The organism is Rhodoferax ferrireducens T118, from assembly GCF_000013605.1.
In the GTDB taxonomy this organism is placed as follows: Bacteria; Pseudomonadota; Gammaproteobacteria; order Burkholderiales; family Burkholderiaceae_C; genus Rhodoferax; species Rhodoferax ferrireducens.
Window position 1 is genome coordinate 3,105,306 of the sequence record NC_007908.1, and the last position, 18,409, is coordinate 3,123,714.

The following is an 18,409-nucleotide window of genomic DNA, read 5'->3' on the forward strand; positions in this document are numbered from 1 at the left end:
GTGGTTCAGAAGGCGTAGAACGGGCCGGTTCCCAGCGTTGATGCCTGCCCCTCGATGCCAAAAAACACCCGTCGACCGTAAAAGAAGGGCAAACCCCAGTCAAAGGTGGACGGATGGCCAGGTATGTCACCAATGTCGCCCGCCAAGGTCGGAAGCACGTGATTGACTCCACCGGTAAACAAGTCGGTCGCTTTGTCAATGGAAAACAAAATCTCGGGAGTGATTACCCCATTGGCCCCCAGCAGCGTGGCCGACAAATTGACGGGCGGCGTTGGGCAATAAAAACCGGCGCCGCTGGGCCCACATTTTGTGATCGTGGTGGAATCAAAAAACAAGCCATTGGAGCCCGAGTCGATAAAGCTGTTGGTGAAGTTGTTAGGCAGGTTTTGCCCTGCCAGCAAGGTGGTGACATAGCCCACAGCATCGGTTGTCAGAACCGCGCCAGAGGTCCATTGGTTATTGGACTGCGTGCCGATGCCGAAAATCAGCGATCCGCTCAGGTTGGGTGCACCGGCTGAACTTGCGCCTGGCAAGTCGATCAGCACGCCGTTGTTGTCGGATGCAAACAAGGGCACCGGGTTCTTCACCTGTTGGGCCAGACTTGCCTTCGCACCGGTGCAGCTAGCGGTGGTGCAGGTGTAATAAGAACCGTTGTTGACAATGTTGTTGCAGCGTGCCCCACAGTCTTCCTTGAACAGTCCAATCCCAAGGATGCCGTTCGCGCCAAGTATCGTTGCGTTGGTGATCGCCGTGCCGGACGAACACACCGCCGCCAGGCTGTTGAACGACGGGTCGGCGATGACTTGAATCGGCACACTGGCGGCCGTCTTGCCGCCCAGCACAACATCGGCCTTCACCACCGGGCCCCAGGCAAAGCTGAGGTCAACAAACTGCGCACAATTGAGCAGAGGCAAACCGCTGGCGCCGGTCGACCGCTTCAGGTTCAAGGTGGTATCCATCGCGCTGGACAACAGCCGCACACCAAAGGAGCCGGTGTCCACCAACACATGGTCAATGGTCTGGCACTGCGTGGTGCTGCCGGGACTGCAGACCGTGACCGTGGTGTAGAGGCGGTTGACGTTGTAGCCCGTGCCGGACGGGCCAGCATCCACCGTGACTTTGCTCACGTTGGCCGCCTCGGGCACGGTCGGTACCACAGGTGCACTGGGCACCTCAGGCGCAGTCGGCACCGCAGGTGCACTCGGCGCGGGTGTTGACCCGCCGCCACCGCCGCCGCAAGCCGTGACGAGCGTCGCAACCAACGCCAACGCGAGGACGCGATTCAAAAATTTATTGCAGTACATCTTTGATATTCAGACCGGCCGGGATCAGGGCCGGCGCATAGGCATGTCCATAAAAATTTCGCATCCGCCCGCCCGATTGAATGACGAGGTCGGGATGCTCAATGCTCACCGGTCCACCGCGTCGTCCCGCAGCGCGAGCCCGTTCAGTTTCCAGCTTGAAGGTCTTGAAATAAGTGCCCAGCAGGGCACTCAAGTCCGGCAACACCGGACCCTGCCACGACACCGCAAAAACAATTCCGGCAGGCGTCGCATATTCGCGAACGCTGGTTCCATTTTCAAGCTGAACCTCGTGAAGCGTGTAGAGACTGCTTGGGGCCACGGGTGTAGTAGCCTGCATTTTTGCGGCTGGCACCGCAGACGACGCTGCAGCAGCCCCGGCTACCGAGGGTGACTGCCCCAAAGTGGCGGTCGCCGCACCCGCGCTGATTGCCAGCAACAAACCGAGCAACAGCCGAAGCTGATTGAGCAAGTGGTTCATGTTCATCATTGATCCGGCGACTCGGGCCGCTTCTGTTGCATCGCCTCTTCAACCGAGCGCTTGACCTGGTTCTGCAACTGCTGGCTTTGTTGCCGCGGCATACCCACGGGCGCAGAAACGCCGGCCTGGGTTGCGGGTGCTGTGCCCGACACCACGCCCAACTGTTTTTTGGCCAGCAGCCCAACAACGACAAGCGCCAACAACAGACCCAAAATACCCATACCTGCTCTCATATTTCACACCTCTTTCTGGCCCTGCGCTGAACAGGTCTTGCTCTTGTCACCCTGCGGCGGCGACGCCATTGGGCGACCCAATGAGCTTCGATTATTACCAAGGTCGAACATCCATCACGCGAGTCAACCAGACATTTATATGTTTGAGGGCTCTATCCCCCGTGGATACTTGATAAATTGCTATTAATACAGAAGCAAACAAGCCCTGTCATTGCAAGGGCTTTGGGCATTGTCGGGGCAGGCGGGGCAACGTCCGCACTGGCGTTGCCATTTGAAATAATCGTTTACAACTTTTTCCGCCGCCCGCCTTGCACTTCAATAACTCGCCAAGGGAACCGGCAAGGCATTCTTGAAGGTGTAGACCGTGATCGGCGCCTGCTTCATATTGCCTTTGTCGTCATAAGCATAGTTGCCGGCAATTCCCTTGTAAGTCGACTTGTAGATTTCTGCGCCGACTTTGTTCGGGTCGATGGAGTTGGCCTTCTGCATGGACTCGCCAATGAACATGGTCTGGTCATAAAAAGGCGCTGCATAGACATCGGGGTCCAGGCCAAAGCGCTTCTTGAATTTCGCCTTGAAGGTAGGACCATTGGCGGCCTTGTCCAGAATCGAACCCCCTTGGGCACAAAACACGACATCGTTGACCGCTTCACCACCCAGTTTTCCCATTTCGGGGCTGCACAGCGTGTCGCCGCCCAACAACTTGGTCTTGATCGCCAGTTGCTGCAATTGACGCGCCAGCGGCCCGGCCTGCGGTGCATAGCCGCCGAAGAAAATGGCTTCCGGCTTCTTGGCCTTCAAGGTGGTCAAGATGGCGGTGAAGTCGGTCGCTTTATCGGTCGTGAATTCCTGGCCCACCACACTGAGCCCCAGATTCTTGGCTTCTTTGGTGAATTCTTCGGCCACGCCCTGGCCAAAGGCGGTGCGATCGTCGATCACGGCAACCGATTTAACCTTCAACACCTTGGCCGCATAAGCCGCCATGCTGGCGCCAATCTGGTTGTCGCTGGCAATGATGCGAAACAGGTTCTTGTAGCCGCCTTGGGTGACTTTGGGGTTGGTGCCCACGGTTGACAGCATGGCGCCGCCCTGGCTGTAGAGGCGCGACGCCGGAACCGCAACGCCGGAGCAATACGGGCCCATGACAAATTTGACACCGCTGTCGACCAGCTTTTGCGCCACCATGACGCCGGCTCTGGGGTCGCATTGGTCGTCTTCGGATTGCAGTTCAAATTTCAGCATCTTGCCGCCGACTGTGATTTTCTTGCTGTTGAGGTCCTCAATGGCCAGGCGCACGCCGTTTTCATTGTCTTTGCCGGCAAAGGCGTTGGCGCCAGACAAGGGGCCGGTAAGGCCAATGACGACTTTTTGTTCCTGCGCATAAGCGTGGCTTGCAAAGGCAACGGCCAGAGCGCCAAAAAGGGGAAGGAATGTGGTTTTGAGTTTCATGTTTGTTTCCTGAAAGTGAAGGGTTTAGTGTTGGGTTTTGATCCGCGCTGCGCTCAATCCCCACCTCATGGCGGCGTCTTGAATTTCATCGATCTCTCCTCGTTATGGGTTGTTGTGAATCAAGAAACGGCGCCTGTCCGGCACCTGAGAATGCTGTTGGGGTCAGTCCATCGTCATGAGCTGCGCGTTGCCGCCTGCGGCTGCGGTGTTGGTGCTGATGCTTTGCTCATGCATCAGTGCACTCAGGTCGTAGCACGCACCGGCTGCCAACTGCGCCGGTGACAAGCTTTCAATACGCACGATGGCGCCGGGCTGCTGCGCCACGCGGGGCGACAAGGCCTGCAGGGCATCACCATCGCCCTCAAACAACATGGCGCTCAAATGCGGCTCGCCGCGCAATTGATCAAAGCTGCGCTGCTGCACAAAGCGCAGCACCTCGGGGGGCAGCGTGTTGAGCATGCGCGCCACAACACTGTCGCTGGCAGGTGTTTCGATCCAGCACGCGTTGCCGCTGGCCAGGGCCGCTGCCAGCTGGTGTAAAAGCCCAAGCGCCGTTTGCGGCACGGCCCAGACCGCGCCACGCGGCAGCAGTTGGTAACGGTTCGACTCCCCCGTGGGTCCCGGCAGCATGAAGGCCTGGCCGAGCACACTGCAGGCCCGGTAGGCTTCGCACGCGGCTGCGCCTTGAGCGGCGTCAAAGCTGCCCAATGCACCTTGCGCTGCCGCCAGCGTTGGCCCTTGCAAGCTCGCCATCAGACGCTGCAAGGCCTGCAGCGCGGGATGCGCGGCCAGCTGACGATCAAAGCTGCCAGGCACAAGCACGCGACTGGCGGGCGAGGCCGCCAGCGCGGCCAACCCCGGGTTGCTCTGCGCATCGTCCTCCTGCAGCAATCGGTACACATAGAGCGGTCCACCGGCTTTGGGCCCCGTGCCTGACAAGCCCATGCCGCCAAAAGGCTGCACACCGACCACGGCCCCGATCACATTGCGGTTGACATAAATATTGCCAGCCTGCACCTTCTGGGTGACCTGGGCAATGGTTTCATCGATGCGGCTGTGCACACCGAAGGTCAGGCCGTAACCGGTGGCATTGATGGCGTCCAGCACGGCGTCGAGGTCGTCACGTCGGTAGCGCAGCACATGCAGCACCGGGCCGAACACTTCGCGCTGCAAGCGCTCAATGCGGTCGATTTCAATCAGGGTGGGCATCACAAAATGACCTTGGGCCCCGCTCTCATCGCGTGCCATGCGTGTGACCGGCTGACCGTCTGAGCGCATACGCTCAATATGCTGCTCAATCTGCGCGCGCGCATCCTCGTCGATCACCGGACCCACGTCGGTGTGCATGCGGTCTGGATTGCCCATGACCCACTCGCGCATGGCGTCCTTGATCATGCCGATCACGCGCTCGGCCACATCTTCCTGAATGCACAACAGACGCAAGGCCGAGCAGCGCTGGCCCGCCGAGTCGAAGGCCGACGACAGCACGTCGCCCACCACCTGCTCGGCCAGTGCCGACGAATCGACCACCATGGCATTCTGGCCGCCGGTCTCGGCAATCAGCGGGATGCAGCGGCCCTGCCGGCTCAGGCGCTGTGACAAGGTCTGCGCGATCAGGCGCGCCACCTCGGTGGAGCCGGTAAACATGACACCCGCCACCTGGCGGTTTGCCACCAGCGCGGCGCCCACGACTTCACCGGTGCCGGGAACCAGTTGCACGGCATCCATGGGCACACCGGCTTCGTGCAGAATTTTCACCATCAGGTCGGCCACCAGCGGCGTTTGTTCCGCCGGTTTGGCCAGCACACAGTTGCCGCTGGCCAGCGCCGCAGCAACTTGACCGGCGAAAATCGCCAACGGGAAATTCCACGGGCTGATGCACAGCACCACGCCCAAGGGCCGCTGCGTCTGGTTGTCAAAGGTGGCTTCCACCTGCGCCGCGTAATAGCGCAGAAAATCCACCGCCTCGCGGATTTCTGAAATGGCGTTGGGCAGCGACTTGCCCGCCTCGCGCACGATCAAGCCCAGGATGCTTTGCGTGCGCTGCTCCAGCAGGTCAGCCGCGCGCTTGAGGCAGGCAGCGCGCTCCTGCGGCGGTGTGACCTGCCAGATCTGCGTGGCGCGGGCCGCGCGGTTGACGGCCAATTCCACCTCTGCCACTGTCGCCGGGCGCACCCAACCGACCTGGTCGCGCGTGTCGGCCGGGTTGCACACCGCTTGCCAGCCATCGGCGGCTGCCGTTTGCGGGTTGACGTGCGCCATGCCAGCCACCGTTGCAGCGGCCGCGTAGTTGCCTTGTGTGCTGCGCAGCAAACCTGCGGCGAGCGAGGCCAGCTGTTGTTCGTTGGCCAGGTTCAAGCCCGAGGAGTTCAGGCGCGACTGCGCGCCAAGGGCCGCAAACAGCTGGCGCGGCAGCGCAATCTTCGGGTGCGGCGCGCCGAGCTGGCCCGCCTCAAGCTCGATCGCCTGCGCCTCCAGCACTGGGTCGGCCACCAGGTCTTCCACGCGCACCTTGGGGTCGCCGATGCGGTTGACAAACGAGGAGTTGGAACCGTTCTCAAGCAAACGCCGAACCAGGTAGGCCAGCAGCGTCTCGTGCGTGCCGACCGGCGCGTAAATGCGGCACGGGCGCCCCAGCTTGCCGTCAGCGACTGTGCCGGTCACCTGTTCATAGAGCGGCTCGCCCATGCCGTGCAGGCACTGGAATTCATACTGGCCCGCGTAGTAATTGTTGCCGGCCATCTGGTAGATCGAAGCCACAGTCTGGGCGTTGTGGGTGGCGAACTGGGGGTAAACCGCATCCGGCGCGGCCAGCAGCTTGCGCGCGCAGGCCAGGTAAGAAACGTCGGTATGCACCTTGCGCGTATAGACCGGGTAGCCGTCCAGACCATCAAGCTGGGCGCGTTTGATCTCGGCGTCCCAGTAGGCGCCTTTCACCAGGCGGATCATCAAGCGGCGGCCGCTGCGGCGCGCCAGGTCGATCACATGGTCGATCACATAAGGGCAACGCTTGAGGTAGGCCTGCACCACGAAGCCGATGCCGTTCCAGCCTTTGAGCCTGGGGTCGAAACACAGGCTTTCCAGCAGGTCCAATGAGAGTTCCAGCCGGTCAGACTCTTCGGCATCAATGTTGATGCCAATGTCGTACTGGCGTGCCAGCAAGGCCAGTTTGGTCAGGCGCGGCAGCAGCTCACCCATGACGCGGTCGCGTTGGGCGCGACTGTAGCGCGTGTGCAGCGCCGACAGCTTGACCGAGATGCCCGGGCCTTCAAAAATGCCGCGGCCGTTCGACGCCATGCCGATGGCCCGGATCGACTGCTCGTAGGAGGCCACGTAGCGCTCGGCGTCAAGCTCGGTGGTGGCGGCCTCGCCCAGCATGTCGTAGGAGTAACGAAATCCCTTTTTCTCCAGCGCGCGGCTGTTGGCCAGCGCCTCGGAGATGGTTTGCCCGGTGACAAACTGCTCGCCCATCAGCTTCATGGCGCGGTGCACGCCCTGGCGAATCAGCGGCTCACCACCCTTGCCGATCATCCGCGTCAGCGCGCTCGCCATGCTCTTCTCGCTGGCGGTGGCGGTGAGCTTGCCGGTCAGCATCAGGCCCCAGACGGCGGCGTTGACGAACATCGAGGGCGAGTTGCCCAGATGCGAATGCCAGTCGCCGTGGCTGATCTTGTCGCGAATCAGCGCGTCGCGGGTGGCGTTGTCGGGGATGCGCAACAGCGCCTCGGCCATGCACATCAGCGCCACGCCTTCCTGGCTGGAGAGCGAAAACTCCTGCACCAGCGCTTCCACGCCGCCGCTGTCCTTGTTGCTGCGCAGGCCGTCTACCAGGCGGGTGCCGACTTCCGCAATGGCCACGCGCTGTACCGGGTCGGTCACATGGGCCAGTTGCACCAGCATCGGCAGGCATTCAGGCTCAGGCCGGTGCCAGGCGGCCGTGATGGCTGCACGCATCTCGGTCTGTGGCAACACGTTTTGTGCCCAATCAAGGAAGGGCTGTGGCGGAAAGAGTGCGGGACTGGCTGGCAGCGTCAAGTCGTCAGCGTCGTCAATTTCGACGGCTTCGACCGAGCTGGTTGCACCTGCAGTTGCAACTTGCGGTCGATGGCCGCGCTCGATGCCCTCCACATACTGCAAGACCGCCTGTTTGATCAGCCAGTGGGAGGTTCGGCCCTGCAATGTGGCTGCGTCCTTGATGCGTGATCGCAGGGTTTCATCGACCTTGATTCCGAGCGTGACTGTGGCCATGGTTGCACCTTTTAATAGAATTGGTTGCACCTATCTTAATTTAGGTGCAACCCACTATTAATAAGTGTTAACCCTAATAAAAATAAAGCTCTGCCCTCGGAACCTCTGAACGCCATAAAAAGCCTGTGCCGTCACCAGTCAGCGGCGGCAAATATCATGGACTCCTTGTCGCGCCGCCACGTGACTGAATCCTGGTGCACGGCAAGCCACCAGATTTGCATCAGGGGATGCGGTTTGAGCTTGGCAAAGGCTTGCGGCGTGAGAAGTGCGAGGCACCAGGCAGGGTTGGGGTCGCGCACCGACTGATATTGAATTCCGCCAAGATTGGCTTTGCGTGCCACCTGGGCAATGGTCTGGGTGGCGGTGTAGTCGGTGGGATGCAGCCAATGGGGTGCGTCTAGACTGAACGGTGCCTGGCGCAAATCGACCACCTGGGTTTTCACATCGGCACGGAAAGCGGTGTGCGCGACCGGCTCGAGCTTTTCCAGGTCCACAGCGTCTTTGAGAAACCTCCAGCGCCAGTAGCCCAGCTCCGCGCTGGCGGTACGCACCGACTCTGCGCCATAAAACACGCCGGGGTCGGTTATCGCCCTGAAACGGGAGCCGCCACGCAAGGGGCTGTAGCGAAACGGAGTGGCCAGCAAGTAGTCGAGCTTCAGGGCGCCGGCGGGGTGGGCGGGTTTGCTGCCTTCCAGCAGGGACTCCAGCAGGTCTTGCTCGTCGTGGTTGTCAACGATCTTCATGGTGGAGGCAATGTGCTGTGCCTCCACCATGCGCCACACGGCCCCCGCCCAAGGGCGCGCCTCAGACGAGAGCGCGGCTGGCGTCCAGGTATTGAACGACACGGACCAATCCTTCAGTGTTGCGAATGAGTTCGATGGGCTTGGCATTGAGCCCCCGGTTGTCACTGGTGAGCCATTTGCGCGCAGTGGACTCGTCACCCACGATGGAGTCGAGCGAGCGGAACACGCGCACAAAAAGCAGCGCAAAGTCCCACTCTTTGCGCTTGGGGTCAAGCAGGTAGTTGCCGCTGTAGAGACGGGTGATCGTGGGCGGGCTCACGCCCAGCACCTTCGCCAGCAAGGATTTGGAAACGTCCAGACGCTCAGCGGCGCGAGCAACCGCCTTGCTAAGAACGGCTGCGGCTTCTGGTTTCTTGATGACTTGTTGATCGAGGGCAGGCATGAGGGTCGCTCCTGTTTTTTACTTTCTGCAGAAATAATATATTACTATTATTCCTGCAGAAAGTAAAACAAGGGGATGCGGGTCATTTGGCCGGTGCTTGGGTGCTCGGCAAAGAAGACGCCCCAACAGCGGCGGCACCGGTCTGTTTATGGTGCTCGGCTGGCAATTCCATGGCCTGGTGATCTGGGAGTGGTGTGCTGAGTGACGAAGTCCGGGGACTGCCGCACTTTTTTATGATGGTCTGCCCGGAGGGGATTGAACCCCCGACCCACAGCTTAGAAGGCTGTTGCTCTATCCAACTGAGCTACGGGCAGCCGCACGAGGACTATACCCGACGGACTCAGCCAGCCTACATTTTCTCGACCACGTCGCGGTGGCGCTCCAGCACCGCATTGCGCTTGATCTTCATGGTTGCCGTCAATGCGCCCATTCAATGTTGCACGCAAAGTACAAGGCGTAAGCCCAGCAAGCTGGGGGCCTGGCTGGAAGTGGCGCTTATCAGTGCGCCAGTCCGAGCAGGAGCCGCGCTTCTGCCGGGCTGGCCACGGATCGGCCGGCCTTGCCTGCGCATGCAGCCAAGGCTGTGATCAGCTCACCATTGCCACTGGCCCGTTCCCCATTGGGCAAGTAAAACGTGTCTTCCAGTCCGGTGCGCAGCATGCCGCCCAAGTCGGCGGTTTTCTGATGCACCGGCCAGATCTCGCTGCGACCAATCAGCGTGGTCTGCCAGATGCTGTCCGGTGCCATCCAGCGGGGGATGAGCGCCAGCAGGTCGGCATCACACGGCATGCCCGACGCCACACCCATCACCAGGTTGTACTCGGCCCGCCCCATCGCGGGTTTGAGCATCCCGGCCTTCAGATACATACCGACCGAGCGCACGATGCCAACGTCAAAACATTCGAATTCGGGGTGCACATTGCACTCTTGCATGACATCCAGAAACTGCTGAACCTTGGCCACCGGGTTGTCAAACACCATCGGGGGCCAGGCCCACTGACCATCGTCCTTGATCTTGAGGTAGTTCAGACTGCCGGCATTGCAGGCCGCAATTTCAGGCTTGACGCGCCGGATGCAGGCCAAGGGCCCCGAGACATCCTTGCCGACAACACCGGTCGTCAGGTTGATGATGACACCGGGACAGGCCGCGCGGATGGCGTTGACCACGGTCTCAACGACGTCAGGCTCCCAGGACGGCATGTGACCCATGCCCTCTTCCTGGCTACGCACGTGGACGTGCATGATGCAAGCGCCCGCATTGAAGGCGTCACGCGCCTCGGCGGCCATCTGCGCCGGGGTCACCGGCACCGGGTGTTGCTTGGGGTTGGTCAGCACCCCGGTCAAGGCGCAAGTCAGAATCGCTTTGTCCATCATGTTTCCTTTTCGTCTTCCAGTTCAATTTCGATCAGCAAGGCACCCGATTCGACCTGCTCGCCAACTTTCACGTGCAAGGCCACCACCGTGCCGGCGGCCTGTGCCGTCAGCCACATTTCCATCTTCATGGCTTCAACGCAGACCAGGGCCTGCCCCTCTTTGACGCCCTCACCGACCGCAAATTGAATTTGCGTGACCTTGCCGGCCACAGGGGATAGCGCCCGGGTGGCGTCCAGCGCCGCGTCTTTGCCTGGAAATGGCGAAACTTCATGGAAGACAAAAGAGGCGCCTCCCAACGCGATGTGCAATTCCTGCTGATGCTTGACCGCCACCGCGGTTCGCGTCACGCCATCGATCTCGAAGCGCAGCTTGCCATCCTTGAAGTCGATGATCCGCACCAGATGCTTTTGGCCTCCCAAAGTGACCGCCACCTGCCCCGACCGGTCCGGGTGAACCCGAAGCGTTTGCGTGAGCTCATCGCAGCGCAAAGGCATATCAAAGGCCGCCACACTGTCGGCACGCCAGTTGGCGCCGTTTTGCATGGCCAAGCTTGCTGCCACAACGCACCAGGCTTCGTCGCCCGGCAGCGGACGCTGCAGCAGCGCCTCACCCGCCTCCTGCCACTGGTCGATCAGGGTGGTGGTCATCGCCGCGGCACGGAATGCCGGATGGTTCACCAGATCAGACAGAAAACGACCGTTGTTGCGCAGCCCGAGCAGGGGCGCGTTCTCCAGGGCGGCGCGCAAGCGGCGGATCGCCTCATTGCGGTCACGCCCATGCACGATGACCTTGGCCACCATGGCGTCGTAATAGGGAGAAATTTCACTGCCCTCTTCGATGCCGTCGTCAATGCGCACCCCGGCCAACAGGGCTTGCTGGGGACGCCACCAGCGCACCGTTCCGGTTTGTGGCGCAAAGCCGGCATACGGGTCTTCCACATACAGGCGCGCTTCCATCGCATGGCCCGTCAGTTTGATGTCGGCCTGAATTGCCGGCAGGGGCTGACCGGCTGCCACCAGCAGTTGCCACTCCACCAGATCAAACCCCGTCACCAGCTCGGTCACCGGGTGCTCGACCTGCAAACGGGTGTTCATTTCCAGGAAATAGTGCTTGAGGTCGGCATCAACGATGAACTCCACCGTGCCCGCCCCGCGGTAACCCACGGCCAGTGCTGCCGCAACAGCATCCTTGCCCATGGACTCGCGCAGCGCCGCATTAACGACGGGCGACGGCGCTTCCTCGATCACTTTCTGCCTTCTGCGCTGGGCTGTGCAGTCGCGCTCGCCCAGGTACACGGCATGGCCGTGCGCGTCGGCAAACACCTGGATTTCAATATGCCGACCGTTGTCGATCAAGCGTTCCAGCATCAAGGTGCCATCGCCAAAGGCACTTTGCGCCTCACGCCGGGCAGCCACAATGGCCTGTTTAATTTCGCCAGCCTCACGCACCAGGCGCATACCACGACCACCACCACCCGCCACCGCCTTGACCAGCAGCGGGAAACCGAGTTTCAACGCTTCCTCAGTCAGTCGCGCGTCGTCCTGCTCTTCACCCAGATAACCTGGCGCGCAGGGCACACCGGCGGCGATCATGCGACGCTTGGCCAGCGCCTTGTCACCCATCGCCTCAATGGCACTCGGAGGCGGCCCAATGAAAACGAGTCCAGCATCCAGGCAGGCCTGGGCAAAGCCCGCGTTTTCGCTCAGGAATCCGTAACCGGGATGAATGGCATCGGCACCGGTCTTGCGCGCGGCTTGCAGCAAAACCTCCACCCGCAGGTAGGAATCGGCTGCCGCAGAGCCCCCGATGTGGACCGCTTCATCGGCCAGACGGACGTGCGGCGCCGCCTGGTCAGCATCACTGTAGACAGCAACGGTTCGATAACCCAAGTTACGCGCGGTTCGAATCACGCGACAAGCGATCTCGCCGCGATTGGCAATCAGAATCTTTGAGAAGCTCATTGACTAGCCCAGCTTGGTTTGCGCTTTTGCAGAAAGGCGGTGCTGCCTTCCAGCCCCTCGGTGCCTTGTGCGGCGCGGGAAAAAATGAGGGCCGCCTCCTGCACCAGGCTGGCAGGCTCGCTCAAGCGTGCTTTGGCCATCAGCGCCTTGGTGGCGGCGACGGCTCCTGGGGCGCAGGCTTGAATATCCATCAGGACGGCTGCCAGTGCGGCGTCAATCTGCTCGGGCGCGTGCACGGCATGCACCAAGCCAATCGCCAAGGCGTTGGCCGCACTCAGACGCCCGCCCGTCACCGCGAGCCGCTTGGCCTGCGAATAACCCAGCCGCTCGACCAGGAAGGGTGCAATCTGGGCCGGTACCAGACCCAAAGCCGTCTCGGGCAGACGAAATGCAGCCGATTCACAAGCCAGTGCCACATCCGCCACACACGCCAGACCCAGTCCACCGCCCATCACGCTGCCTTCCAGCACCACCACCAGCGCCAGCGGCGTTTTGGCGTAGGCAACACAGAGCGCCCCGAACTGCGCGTTGGCCTGTGCCACGGCATCCAGCGCCACGCCAGTTTCACTTGGCTCGGGCGCGTTCTGCCTAGCCCGCATGCGCGCCGCGGCCATGTCCTGCAAATCGGCACCCGCGCAGAAATGCCCACCCGCGCCACGCAACACGACGACGCGCACGCTACCATCAACCTCCAGGGCGGCCAGTGCGCCGCGCAATTCGGCCACCATCTGCAGCGACATGGCATTGCGCAAGGCGGGGCGGTTCAAGGTAATATGGGCCACAGCCCCCGTCTTCTCTACCTGTATAGCTTCGTAATTCATAGCACCTGTCATTACCCCTTGCCCGGCAGGGTGCCCTCTAACTTGCAGATGATGCCCAGCATGATCTCATCGGCACCGCCGCCAATCGAGATCAAACGACTGTCACGGTAAGCCTGCGAAATCGGGTTGTCCCTGGTGTAGCCCATGCCGCCCCAGTACTGCAGGCAACTGTCGGCCACCTCGCGGCTCAGGCGACCGGCCTTGAGCTTGGCCATGGAAGCCAGCCGGGTCACGTCCTTGCCCGAGATATAGGACTCGACCGCGCGATAGGTCAAGGCGCGCAAGGCCTCGACTTCGGTGCGCAGCTCGGCCAACCGGAAGTGCACCACCTGGTTGTGCAGAATCGGCTTGCCGAAGGTCTGGCGTTGACGGGTGTAGTCAATGGTTTGATCAATCAAACGGTCCAGCGAACGCAGGCAGCCGGCGGCCCCATACAGCCGCTCCTCCTGGAACTGCAACATCTGGAACATGAAACCCATACCCTCCTGCCCGATCAGGTTGCGTTGCGGCACGCGCACATTGTCAAAAAACAATTGCGCCGTGTCGGATGAGTCCATGCCGATCTTGTGGATCTTCTGCCGCGTGACACCGGGACTGTCCAGGCGCACCATGATCAGCGACTTGTTCTTGTGCACCGAGCCTTCCGAGGTATTGGCCAGCAGACAGCACCAGTCTGCCTGCATGCCGTTGGTGATCCACATCTTGGAGCCGTTGATCAGGTAGTCATCACCGTCCTTTTTGGCCGTGGTCTTGAGCGCCGCCACATCCGAGCCACCGCCGACCTCACTGACGCCAATACAACCCACCATGTCCCCGGCGATGCTGGGGGCCAAAAACTCGCGTTTGAGCTCATCGGAGCCAAAGCGCGCCAAGGCCGGCGTACACATATCGGTTTGCACGCCAATCGCCATCGGCACGCCCCCCGCATTGCATTCACCGAGCGCTTCGGCCATCACCATGGAGTAGCTGAAGTCCAGCCCCATGCCGCCGTATTCCACCGGGTACTTGATGCCCAGCAGCCCCAGGTCGCCCATCTTCTTGAACAATTCATGCGCCGGGAACTGGCCCGCCGCTTCCCACTGCGGCAGGTGCGGATTGATCTCTTTGGCAACAAACTTGCGCACCGTGTCGGCAATCTGTTCGTGTTCAGGGGTGAATTTCATAAAGACCTCTCGGTTGAATAACTAACTTGAAATCGAAAATAGTTGTTTCACAGTCGCGCCACGCCAAAGGTATTGGCGTGCAACTGGCGGCTCTGCGCCTCATCCGCCAAGGCCAGACAAAGCCCAAGCAGCCGGCGCGTATCGCGCGGATCGATGATGCCGTCGTCCCACAGCCGTGCGGTGCCAAACAGCGCCGCAGACTCCTTGTCCAGACGCTGGCGCAAGCCATCTGACATGGCCTTCAGGGCTTCCTCGTTGGCGGCCATGCCGGTGCGTTCCATCTTGGCGCGATTGACGATATCCATCACCTTGGCCGCCTGCGCGCCGCCCATCACGGCGGTGCGGGCCGTGGGCCAGGAAAAAATGAAATTCGGATCAAAGCCCCGACCGCACATGCCATAGTTGCCCGCCCCGTAGGAGCCGCCCAGCACCACCGTGAACTTGGGCACCCGCGCGTTCGCGACCGCCTGAATCATCTTGGAACCATGCTTGATGGCGCCATTGCGCTCGGCCACCGAACCCACCATGTAGCCGGTCGTGTTTTGCAGAAAAATCAGCGGCGTCCCGGTTTGATCACACAGCTGGATAAATTGCCCGGCCTTGGTAGAACCACTGGGCTGAATCGGACCGTTGTTACCCAGAATGCCCACCAGCCGACCCTGCACACGGGCATGGCCGCACATCATCTCGCTGGCGTACTCGGCCTTGAACTCCAGAAAATCGGAGCCATCCACCAGCCGCGCAATCACCTCGCGCACATCGTAGGGTTCGCGCTCATCGGCAGGCACCAGTCCCATCAAGTCCTGCTCGTCGTACAGGGGTTCGGCCCAGCTTGTCTCAACGGGCGCCAGATCCCACTTCAACTTGTCCAGCACTTCACGCGCCATACCAATGGCATGGGCATCGTCCTCACACAGATACTCACCCAGGCCCGTCACCTGCGCGTGGGTTTCGGCGCCGCCCAACTCGTCTTCGGTGCAATCTTCACCAATGGCGGCTTTCACCAGCGGCGGGCCCGCCAGGAAGATATTGGAGCGCCCGCGCACCAGAATCACATAGTCCGACAAGCCGGGCAGGTACGCGCCCCCTGCGGTGGAAGAGCCGTGCACGACGGCTATTTGCGGCAGACCTTGCGCCGACATGCGCGCCTGGTTGGCAAAGCTGCGCCCACCCTCAATAAAAATCTCGCTCTGGTACATCAGGTTCGCACCACCGCTCTCAACCAGATAGATCACCGGCAACTTGTTCTCGCGCGCGATCTCCTGCGCACGCAAGGCCTTGCGCAAGCCCATCGGTGCCACCGTGCCCCCCTTGACCGCGCTGTCACTGGCAGAAATCAGGCAGCGCTTGCCCGCCACCACACCAATGCCCACGATGGACCCGCCCCCGAGCACCGACTTTTTCCCATCGTCATCGTGCATATTGAGGCCGGCCAATCGGCTGAGCTCCAGAAACGGCGAACCACGATCGAGCAGGCGAGCCACCCGTTCCCGCGGCAGCAACTGGCCACGTGCCTCGAACTTGTCACGTTTGGATTCGGACTCGGCAATCACCATCTGCTCAAGACGCTGGACTTCCGAGAGCAAGTCACGCATGCGCCGCGCGTTGACGCCAAACGCGTCGGATTTGGCATCGATCTTTGAACGAATGACAGGCATTGGATGTAATCCCCTTGATTGCTCCGCATTAGACGTGATGGTGACGTTAACGTCAACCGAATTGCGTATAGGTATTTCCCCTATACTTCGCGTCATGCGGCCCTGATAGCATCCAGCCGCGATCAATGCTTTGCATTTGATGCCCACTTTTTTCACAAGGAACACCATGAACCTCGAAGCCTGCACCGAAGCCATTCGCACCAAAGTCGGCACCGACAGCGGCCTAGACGCCACCCTGAAATTTGACTGCGGCGAGGATGGTGTCATTTGCATCGACGGAAAGTCCGCGCCCAACACCGTCAGCAACAACAACCTGGATACCGACTGCACGGTCGGCATCACGCTTGAAAACCTGAACGCCATGCTCGCCGGCGATCTGGAGCCCGCCACCGGCTTCATGATGGGCAAGCTCAAGGTGACAGGCGACATGGGCGTCGCCATGCGTCTGCAGCGCGTCATCTGACTCTCTCAGTCCGGACTCCAGGCGTGGCGTTAACCACTTCTCGGCCCAAGTCGTCGCGACCACGCCCCCAGGGTGTTCGCGCGGTCACGCCCACGCCGAGTGACGCGCAGGCTTTTGTCGACTCACACCGTGACGAGGGAACGGCCGAGTTGTTCGGTATTACCGAGTTGTGCAAGGAGTTCGGCATCACCTTGCGCGCGCTGCGGTTTTATGAGGACAAGGGGCTGCTGGCTCCCAGGCGCATCAACGGAGCGCGCGTCTACACCCGGCGCGACCGCGCCCGACTGGCGCTCATCCTGCGGGCCAAAGCCATCGGCTCCCCCCTGTCGGAGATCAAACGCTATCTGGATTTATATGGCGACCACGGCGAAGGCCGGGCGCAACAACTCACCTACGTCATCGACCGCACCGATACCGCCATCCATGAACTGGAGCAAAAGCGTGCCCAGATCGACGAAACGCTCGCCGAACTGCAACTCATCAATGCCACCTGCCGCAAACATTTGCAGGACCGTCGACAGGTTGAGGGCAAACAGCGAAAAGTCGCCATTTGAAGCCCTGTGCTCATGGCGATATTGCGCAGTGGCGCAGCTCTCGAACTAACAAGCAAGGATTCGACCTTGGAACGGTCGAAAAAATGACGCTATAATTTGCGGCTTTGCAGCGTATCGAAAACTTCGATTCAAAGCAAGAAGGGATGTTAGCTCAGTTGGTAGAGCAGCGGACTTTTAATCCGTTTGTCGTGGGTTCGACCCCCGCACATCCCACCAATTAGCCCGCATGGGCATTGAAAAGCCTGCTACTTAATTGTTAGCAGGCTTTTTTGTTTCTGGTGTTGGTGACAGTTTGAGGGTCGATGCTTTGTTATTCGATGAATAACAGGCATTTTTCCAGTATCCCAGAAAGTTGCTGGTGGTGGCTCTCATCAGAGCTGAGCCAACGAGAATTTTGTTGGCAAATTTGCTTGCTTCCAAGGCATCTTCAGTACCGTTCTGCATCATTAGCATTGATCAACGATGTTCGACATCAATGTACGAAGTACCACACCCCAAAACCGATGCCGCCGTACATCAATCCGGAAACGGCACCCACCTTGATATCGGTGGTTGACGGAATACAGGAAAAAAAAGAACAAGCGGTCACGTATCCAGACACAACCCAAATCAAGTAATTGGCCGCATGGAAAGTTGGTAGCATCCAATTCACGTAGAGCAGCCAACCGATACCGAGCATCAACAGTGGAGCAAATGCGACCGGTGCAGCGTTCCAAATATTCAGATTGCCAAAGCCAACCGAACCCAACACCCAAGTGTTCCGTTCTCGCTTGGGGAAGATTGAAAACGCCTTGGGCTTGGCGAAAAGAACCAGCCCCACCATCCCATGCAATGCTTCATGCATAGCCGTACCGGGAAGGCTGATCAATGCAAGCTGCCACTTTGAATAGCGGGTCGAACGTATGACGACTAACCATGTCAGGATCAGCACGGCAGACGCCAGCGTCTCAGTCATCAAATAAAAGTTGTTGGGCAGGCGCATGGTGGCGAATAATAGCCACGGGCAGTGGGCGTCAGTTCAATCAGATTTCAAGTTTGTAGACCATTGCCCCGGCCCTTTCAGCGGCACTGTGCCCCAAGAGAGCACTATCCCACTCGGCGCCGAGCGCCCCAACTTCCGGAACCAGACCACTTGTCATAGCCGAGACTTCCTCAACGGCGGCATCGAATTCGGCCACCTGTTCGCGCGTTGCCAGAAACATTCGCGCAACCATGTACCCGCCAGAGTCGATAACCACAAGGAAACGCGCAGGCTGTCGATGCGACTCGTGGTTGTGCTTTCGCGGTGATTCCATGCCAAAAGTTTGACTCATGTTTCATGTTGCCACACTTACGCCATCGGGGTTTAGACAGGGCGAAATTCGCAGTTGAAATGAACATTCCGAAATGTTCGTAGAAACGCGACGCAACCGTTTACTTCTTTTCTAGATTTCGTATACTGTACAAAACAACAGTAAACTGATTTTTGGAGAAGCTGCAATGGAGACAAGTGAGTGGATCGCAAGGTGCTCTGCCCGC

The 18,409-nt window shown here is 60.2% G+C and carries 17 protein-coding genes and 2 tRNA genes; 3 read left to right on the top strand and 16 right to left on the bottom strand.

The features are described 5' to 3' along the window. Positions 1-5 precede the first annotated feature (5 nt). The 13 genes from RFER_RS14195 to RFER_RS14255 all read right to left on the bottom strand — a co-directional run bounded on the left by RFER_RS14195 (position 6) and on the right by RFER_RS14255 (position 15,874). The gene (locus RFER_RS14195; RefSeq protein ID WP_166485727.1) at positions 6-1,286 is read right to left on the bottom strand and encodes a DUF3443 domain-containing protein; all 1,281 of its coding nucleotides are present in this window, start codon (positions 1,284-1,286) and stop codon (positions 6-8) included. Positions 1,287-1,290: 4 nt separating this feature from the next. Next, complete coding sequence (locus tag RFER_RS14200; protein ID WP_049765671.1) at positions 1,291-1,788, bottom strand: DUF2844 domain-containing protein; 498 nt, start codon at positions 1,786-1,788, stop codon at positions 1,291-1,293. Further along, positions 1,788-2,015: a hypothetical protein gene (locus tag RFER_RS14205; RefSeq protein WP_011465087.1), complete on the bottom strand. Its 228-nt coding sequence runs from the start codon at positions 2,013-2,015 to the stop codon at positions 1,788-1,790. Before RFER_RS14205 ends, RFER_RS14200 begins: the two co-directional genes overlap by 1 nt. A gap of 315 nt (positions 2,016-2,330) precedes the next feature. Then, positions 2,331-3,464, bottom strand: a complete 1,134-nt coding sequence (locus RFER_RS14210; RefSeq protein ID WP_011465088.1) for a branched-chain amino acid ABC transporter substrate-binding protein — start codon at positions 3,462-3,464, stop codon at positions 2,331-2,333. A gap of 162 nt (positions 3,465-3,626) precedes the next feature. After that, the gene (putA, locus tag RFER_RS14215; RefSeq protein WP_011465089.1) at positions 3,627-7,712 is read right to left on the bottom strand and encodes a trifunctional transcriptional regulator/proline dehydrogenase/L-glutamate gamma-semialdehyde dehydrogenase; all 4,086 of its coding nucleotides are present in this window, start codon (positions 7,710-7,712) and stop codon (positions 3,627-3,629) included. Positions 7,713-7,843: 131 nt separating this feature from the next. Continuing rightward, on the bottom strand, positions 7,844-8,557 hold the full coding sequence (locus RFER_RS14220) for an RES family NAD+ phosphorylase (protein WP_011465090.1): 714 nt from the start codon (positions 8,555-8,557) through the stop codon (positions 7,844-7,846). Next, the gene (locus tag RFER_RS14225) at positions 8,517-8,897 is read right to left on the bottom strand and encodes an antitoxin Xre-like helix-turn-helix domain-containing protein (RefSeq protein WP_011465091.1); all 381 of its coding nucleotides are present in this window, start codon (positions 8,895-8,897) and stop codon (positions 8,517-8,519) included. Before RFER_RS14225 ends, RFER_RS14220 begins: the two co-directional genes overlap by 41 nt. Before the next feature lie 237 nt (positions 8,898-9,134). Then, a tRNA-Arg gene (locus tag RFER_RS14230) sits at positions 9,135-9,211 on the bottom strand. A 184-nt stretch (positions 9,212-9,395) separates the two neighbouring features. Next, positions 9,396-10,271 (bottom strand): 3-keto-5-aminohexanoate cleavage protein, encoded by an 876-nt coding sequence (locus RFER_RS14235; RefSeq protein ID WP_041790768.1) that lies wholly within the window; start codon positions 10,269-10,271, stop codon positions 9,396-9,398. Continuing rightward, the gene (locus RFER_RS14240; RefSeq protein WP_011465093.1) at positions 10,268-12,232 is read right to left on the bottom strand and encodes a biotin carboxylase N-terminal domain-containing protein; all 1,965 of its coding nucleotides are present in this window, start codon (positions 12,230-12,232) and stop codon (positions 10,268-10,270) included. Before RFER_RS14240 ends, RFER_RS14235 begins: the two co-directional genes overlap by 4 nt. Next, the gene (locus tag RFER_RS14245) at positions 12,229-13,053 is read right to left on the bottom strand and encodes an enoyl-CoA hydratase/isomerase family protein (RefSeq protein ID WP_041790771.1); all 825 of its coding nucleotides are present in this window, start codon (positions 13,051-13,053) and stop codon (positions 12,229-12,231) included. The genes RFER_RS14240 and RFER_RS14245 overlap by 4 nt, the downstream gene beginning before the upstream one ends. Positions 13,054-13,064: 11 nt before the next feature. Next, positions 13,065-14,216, bottom strand: a complete 1,152-nt coding sequence (locus RFER_RS14250; RefSeq protein WP_011465095.1) for an acyl-CoA dehydrogenase family protein — start codon at positions 14,214-14,216, stop codon at positions 13,065-13,067. A gap of 47 nt (positions 14,217-14,263) precedes the next feature. Further along, positions 14,264-15,874, bottom strand: coding sequence for an acyl-CoA carboxylase subunit beta (locus RFER_RS14255; protein WP_011465096.1), 1,611 nt, complete (start codon positions 15,872-15,874; stop codon positions 14,264-14,266). A gap of 166 nt (positions 15,875-16,040) precedes the next feature. Between RFER_RS14255 and RFER_RS14260 the strand changes: the two genes are divergently transcribed. The 3 genes from RFER_RS14260 to RFER_RS14270 all read left to right on the top strand — a co-directional run bounded on the left by RFER_RS14260 (position 16,041) and on the right by RFER_RS14270 (position 17,107). Next, positions 16,041-16,337: an SCP2 sterol-binding domain-containing protein gene (locus RFER_RS14260; protein ID WP_011465097.1), complete on the top strand. Its 297-nt coding sequence runs from the start codon at positions 16,041-16,043 to the stop codon at positions 16,335-16,337. 23 nt (positions 16,338-16,360) lie between these two features. After that, the gene (locus tag RFER_RS14265) at positions 16,361-16,891 is read left to right on the top strand and encodes a MerR family transcriptional regulator (RefSeq protein WP_011465098.1); all 531 of its coding nucleotides are present in this window, start codon (positions 16,361-16,363) and stop codon (positions 16,889-16,891) included. A gap of 140 nt (positions 16,892-17,031) precedes the next feature. Then, positions 17,032-17,107 (top strand) — tRNA-Lys (locus tag RFER_RS14270). A gap of 33 nt (positions 17,108-17,140) precedes the next feature. On the opposite strand, the gene RFER_RS14275 is transcribed toward RFER_RS14270, so the two are convergent. Genes RFER_RS14275 through RFER_RS14285 form a run of 3 tightly spaced genes read right to left on the bottom strand, consistent with a single transcriptional unit; the run spans position 17,141 to position 18,204 of the window. Then, a complete protein-coding gene (locus RFER_RS14275; protein WP_166485728.1) occupies positions 17,141-17,335 on the bottom strand; it encodes a hypothetical protein in 195 nt (64 codons plus the stop codon). 28 nt (positions 17,336-17,363) lie between these two features. After that, on the bottom strand, positions 17,364-17,873 hold the full coding sequence (locus RFER_RS14280) for a hypothetical protein (RefSeq protein ID WP_011465099.1): 510 nt from the start codon (positions 17,871-17,873) through the stop codon (positions 17,364-17,366). Positions 17,874-17,913: 40 nt separating this feature from the next. Continuing rightward, positions 17,914-18,204 carry a hypothetical protein gene (locus RFER_RS14285; protein ID WP_244095728.1) on the bottom strand — a complete coding sequence of 97 codons (291 nt, stop codon included), beginning with the start codon at positions 18,202-18,204 and terminating at the stop codon, positions 17,914-17,916. Positions 18,205-18,409: the final 205 nt, after the last annotated feature.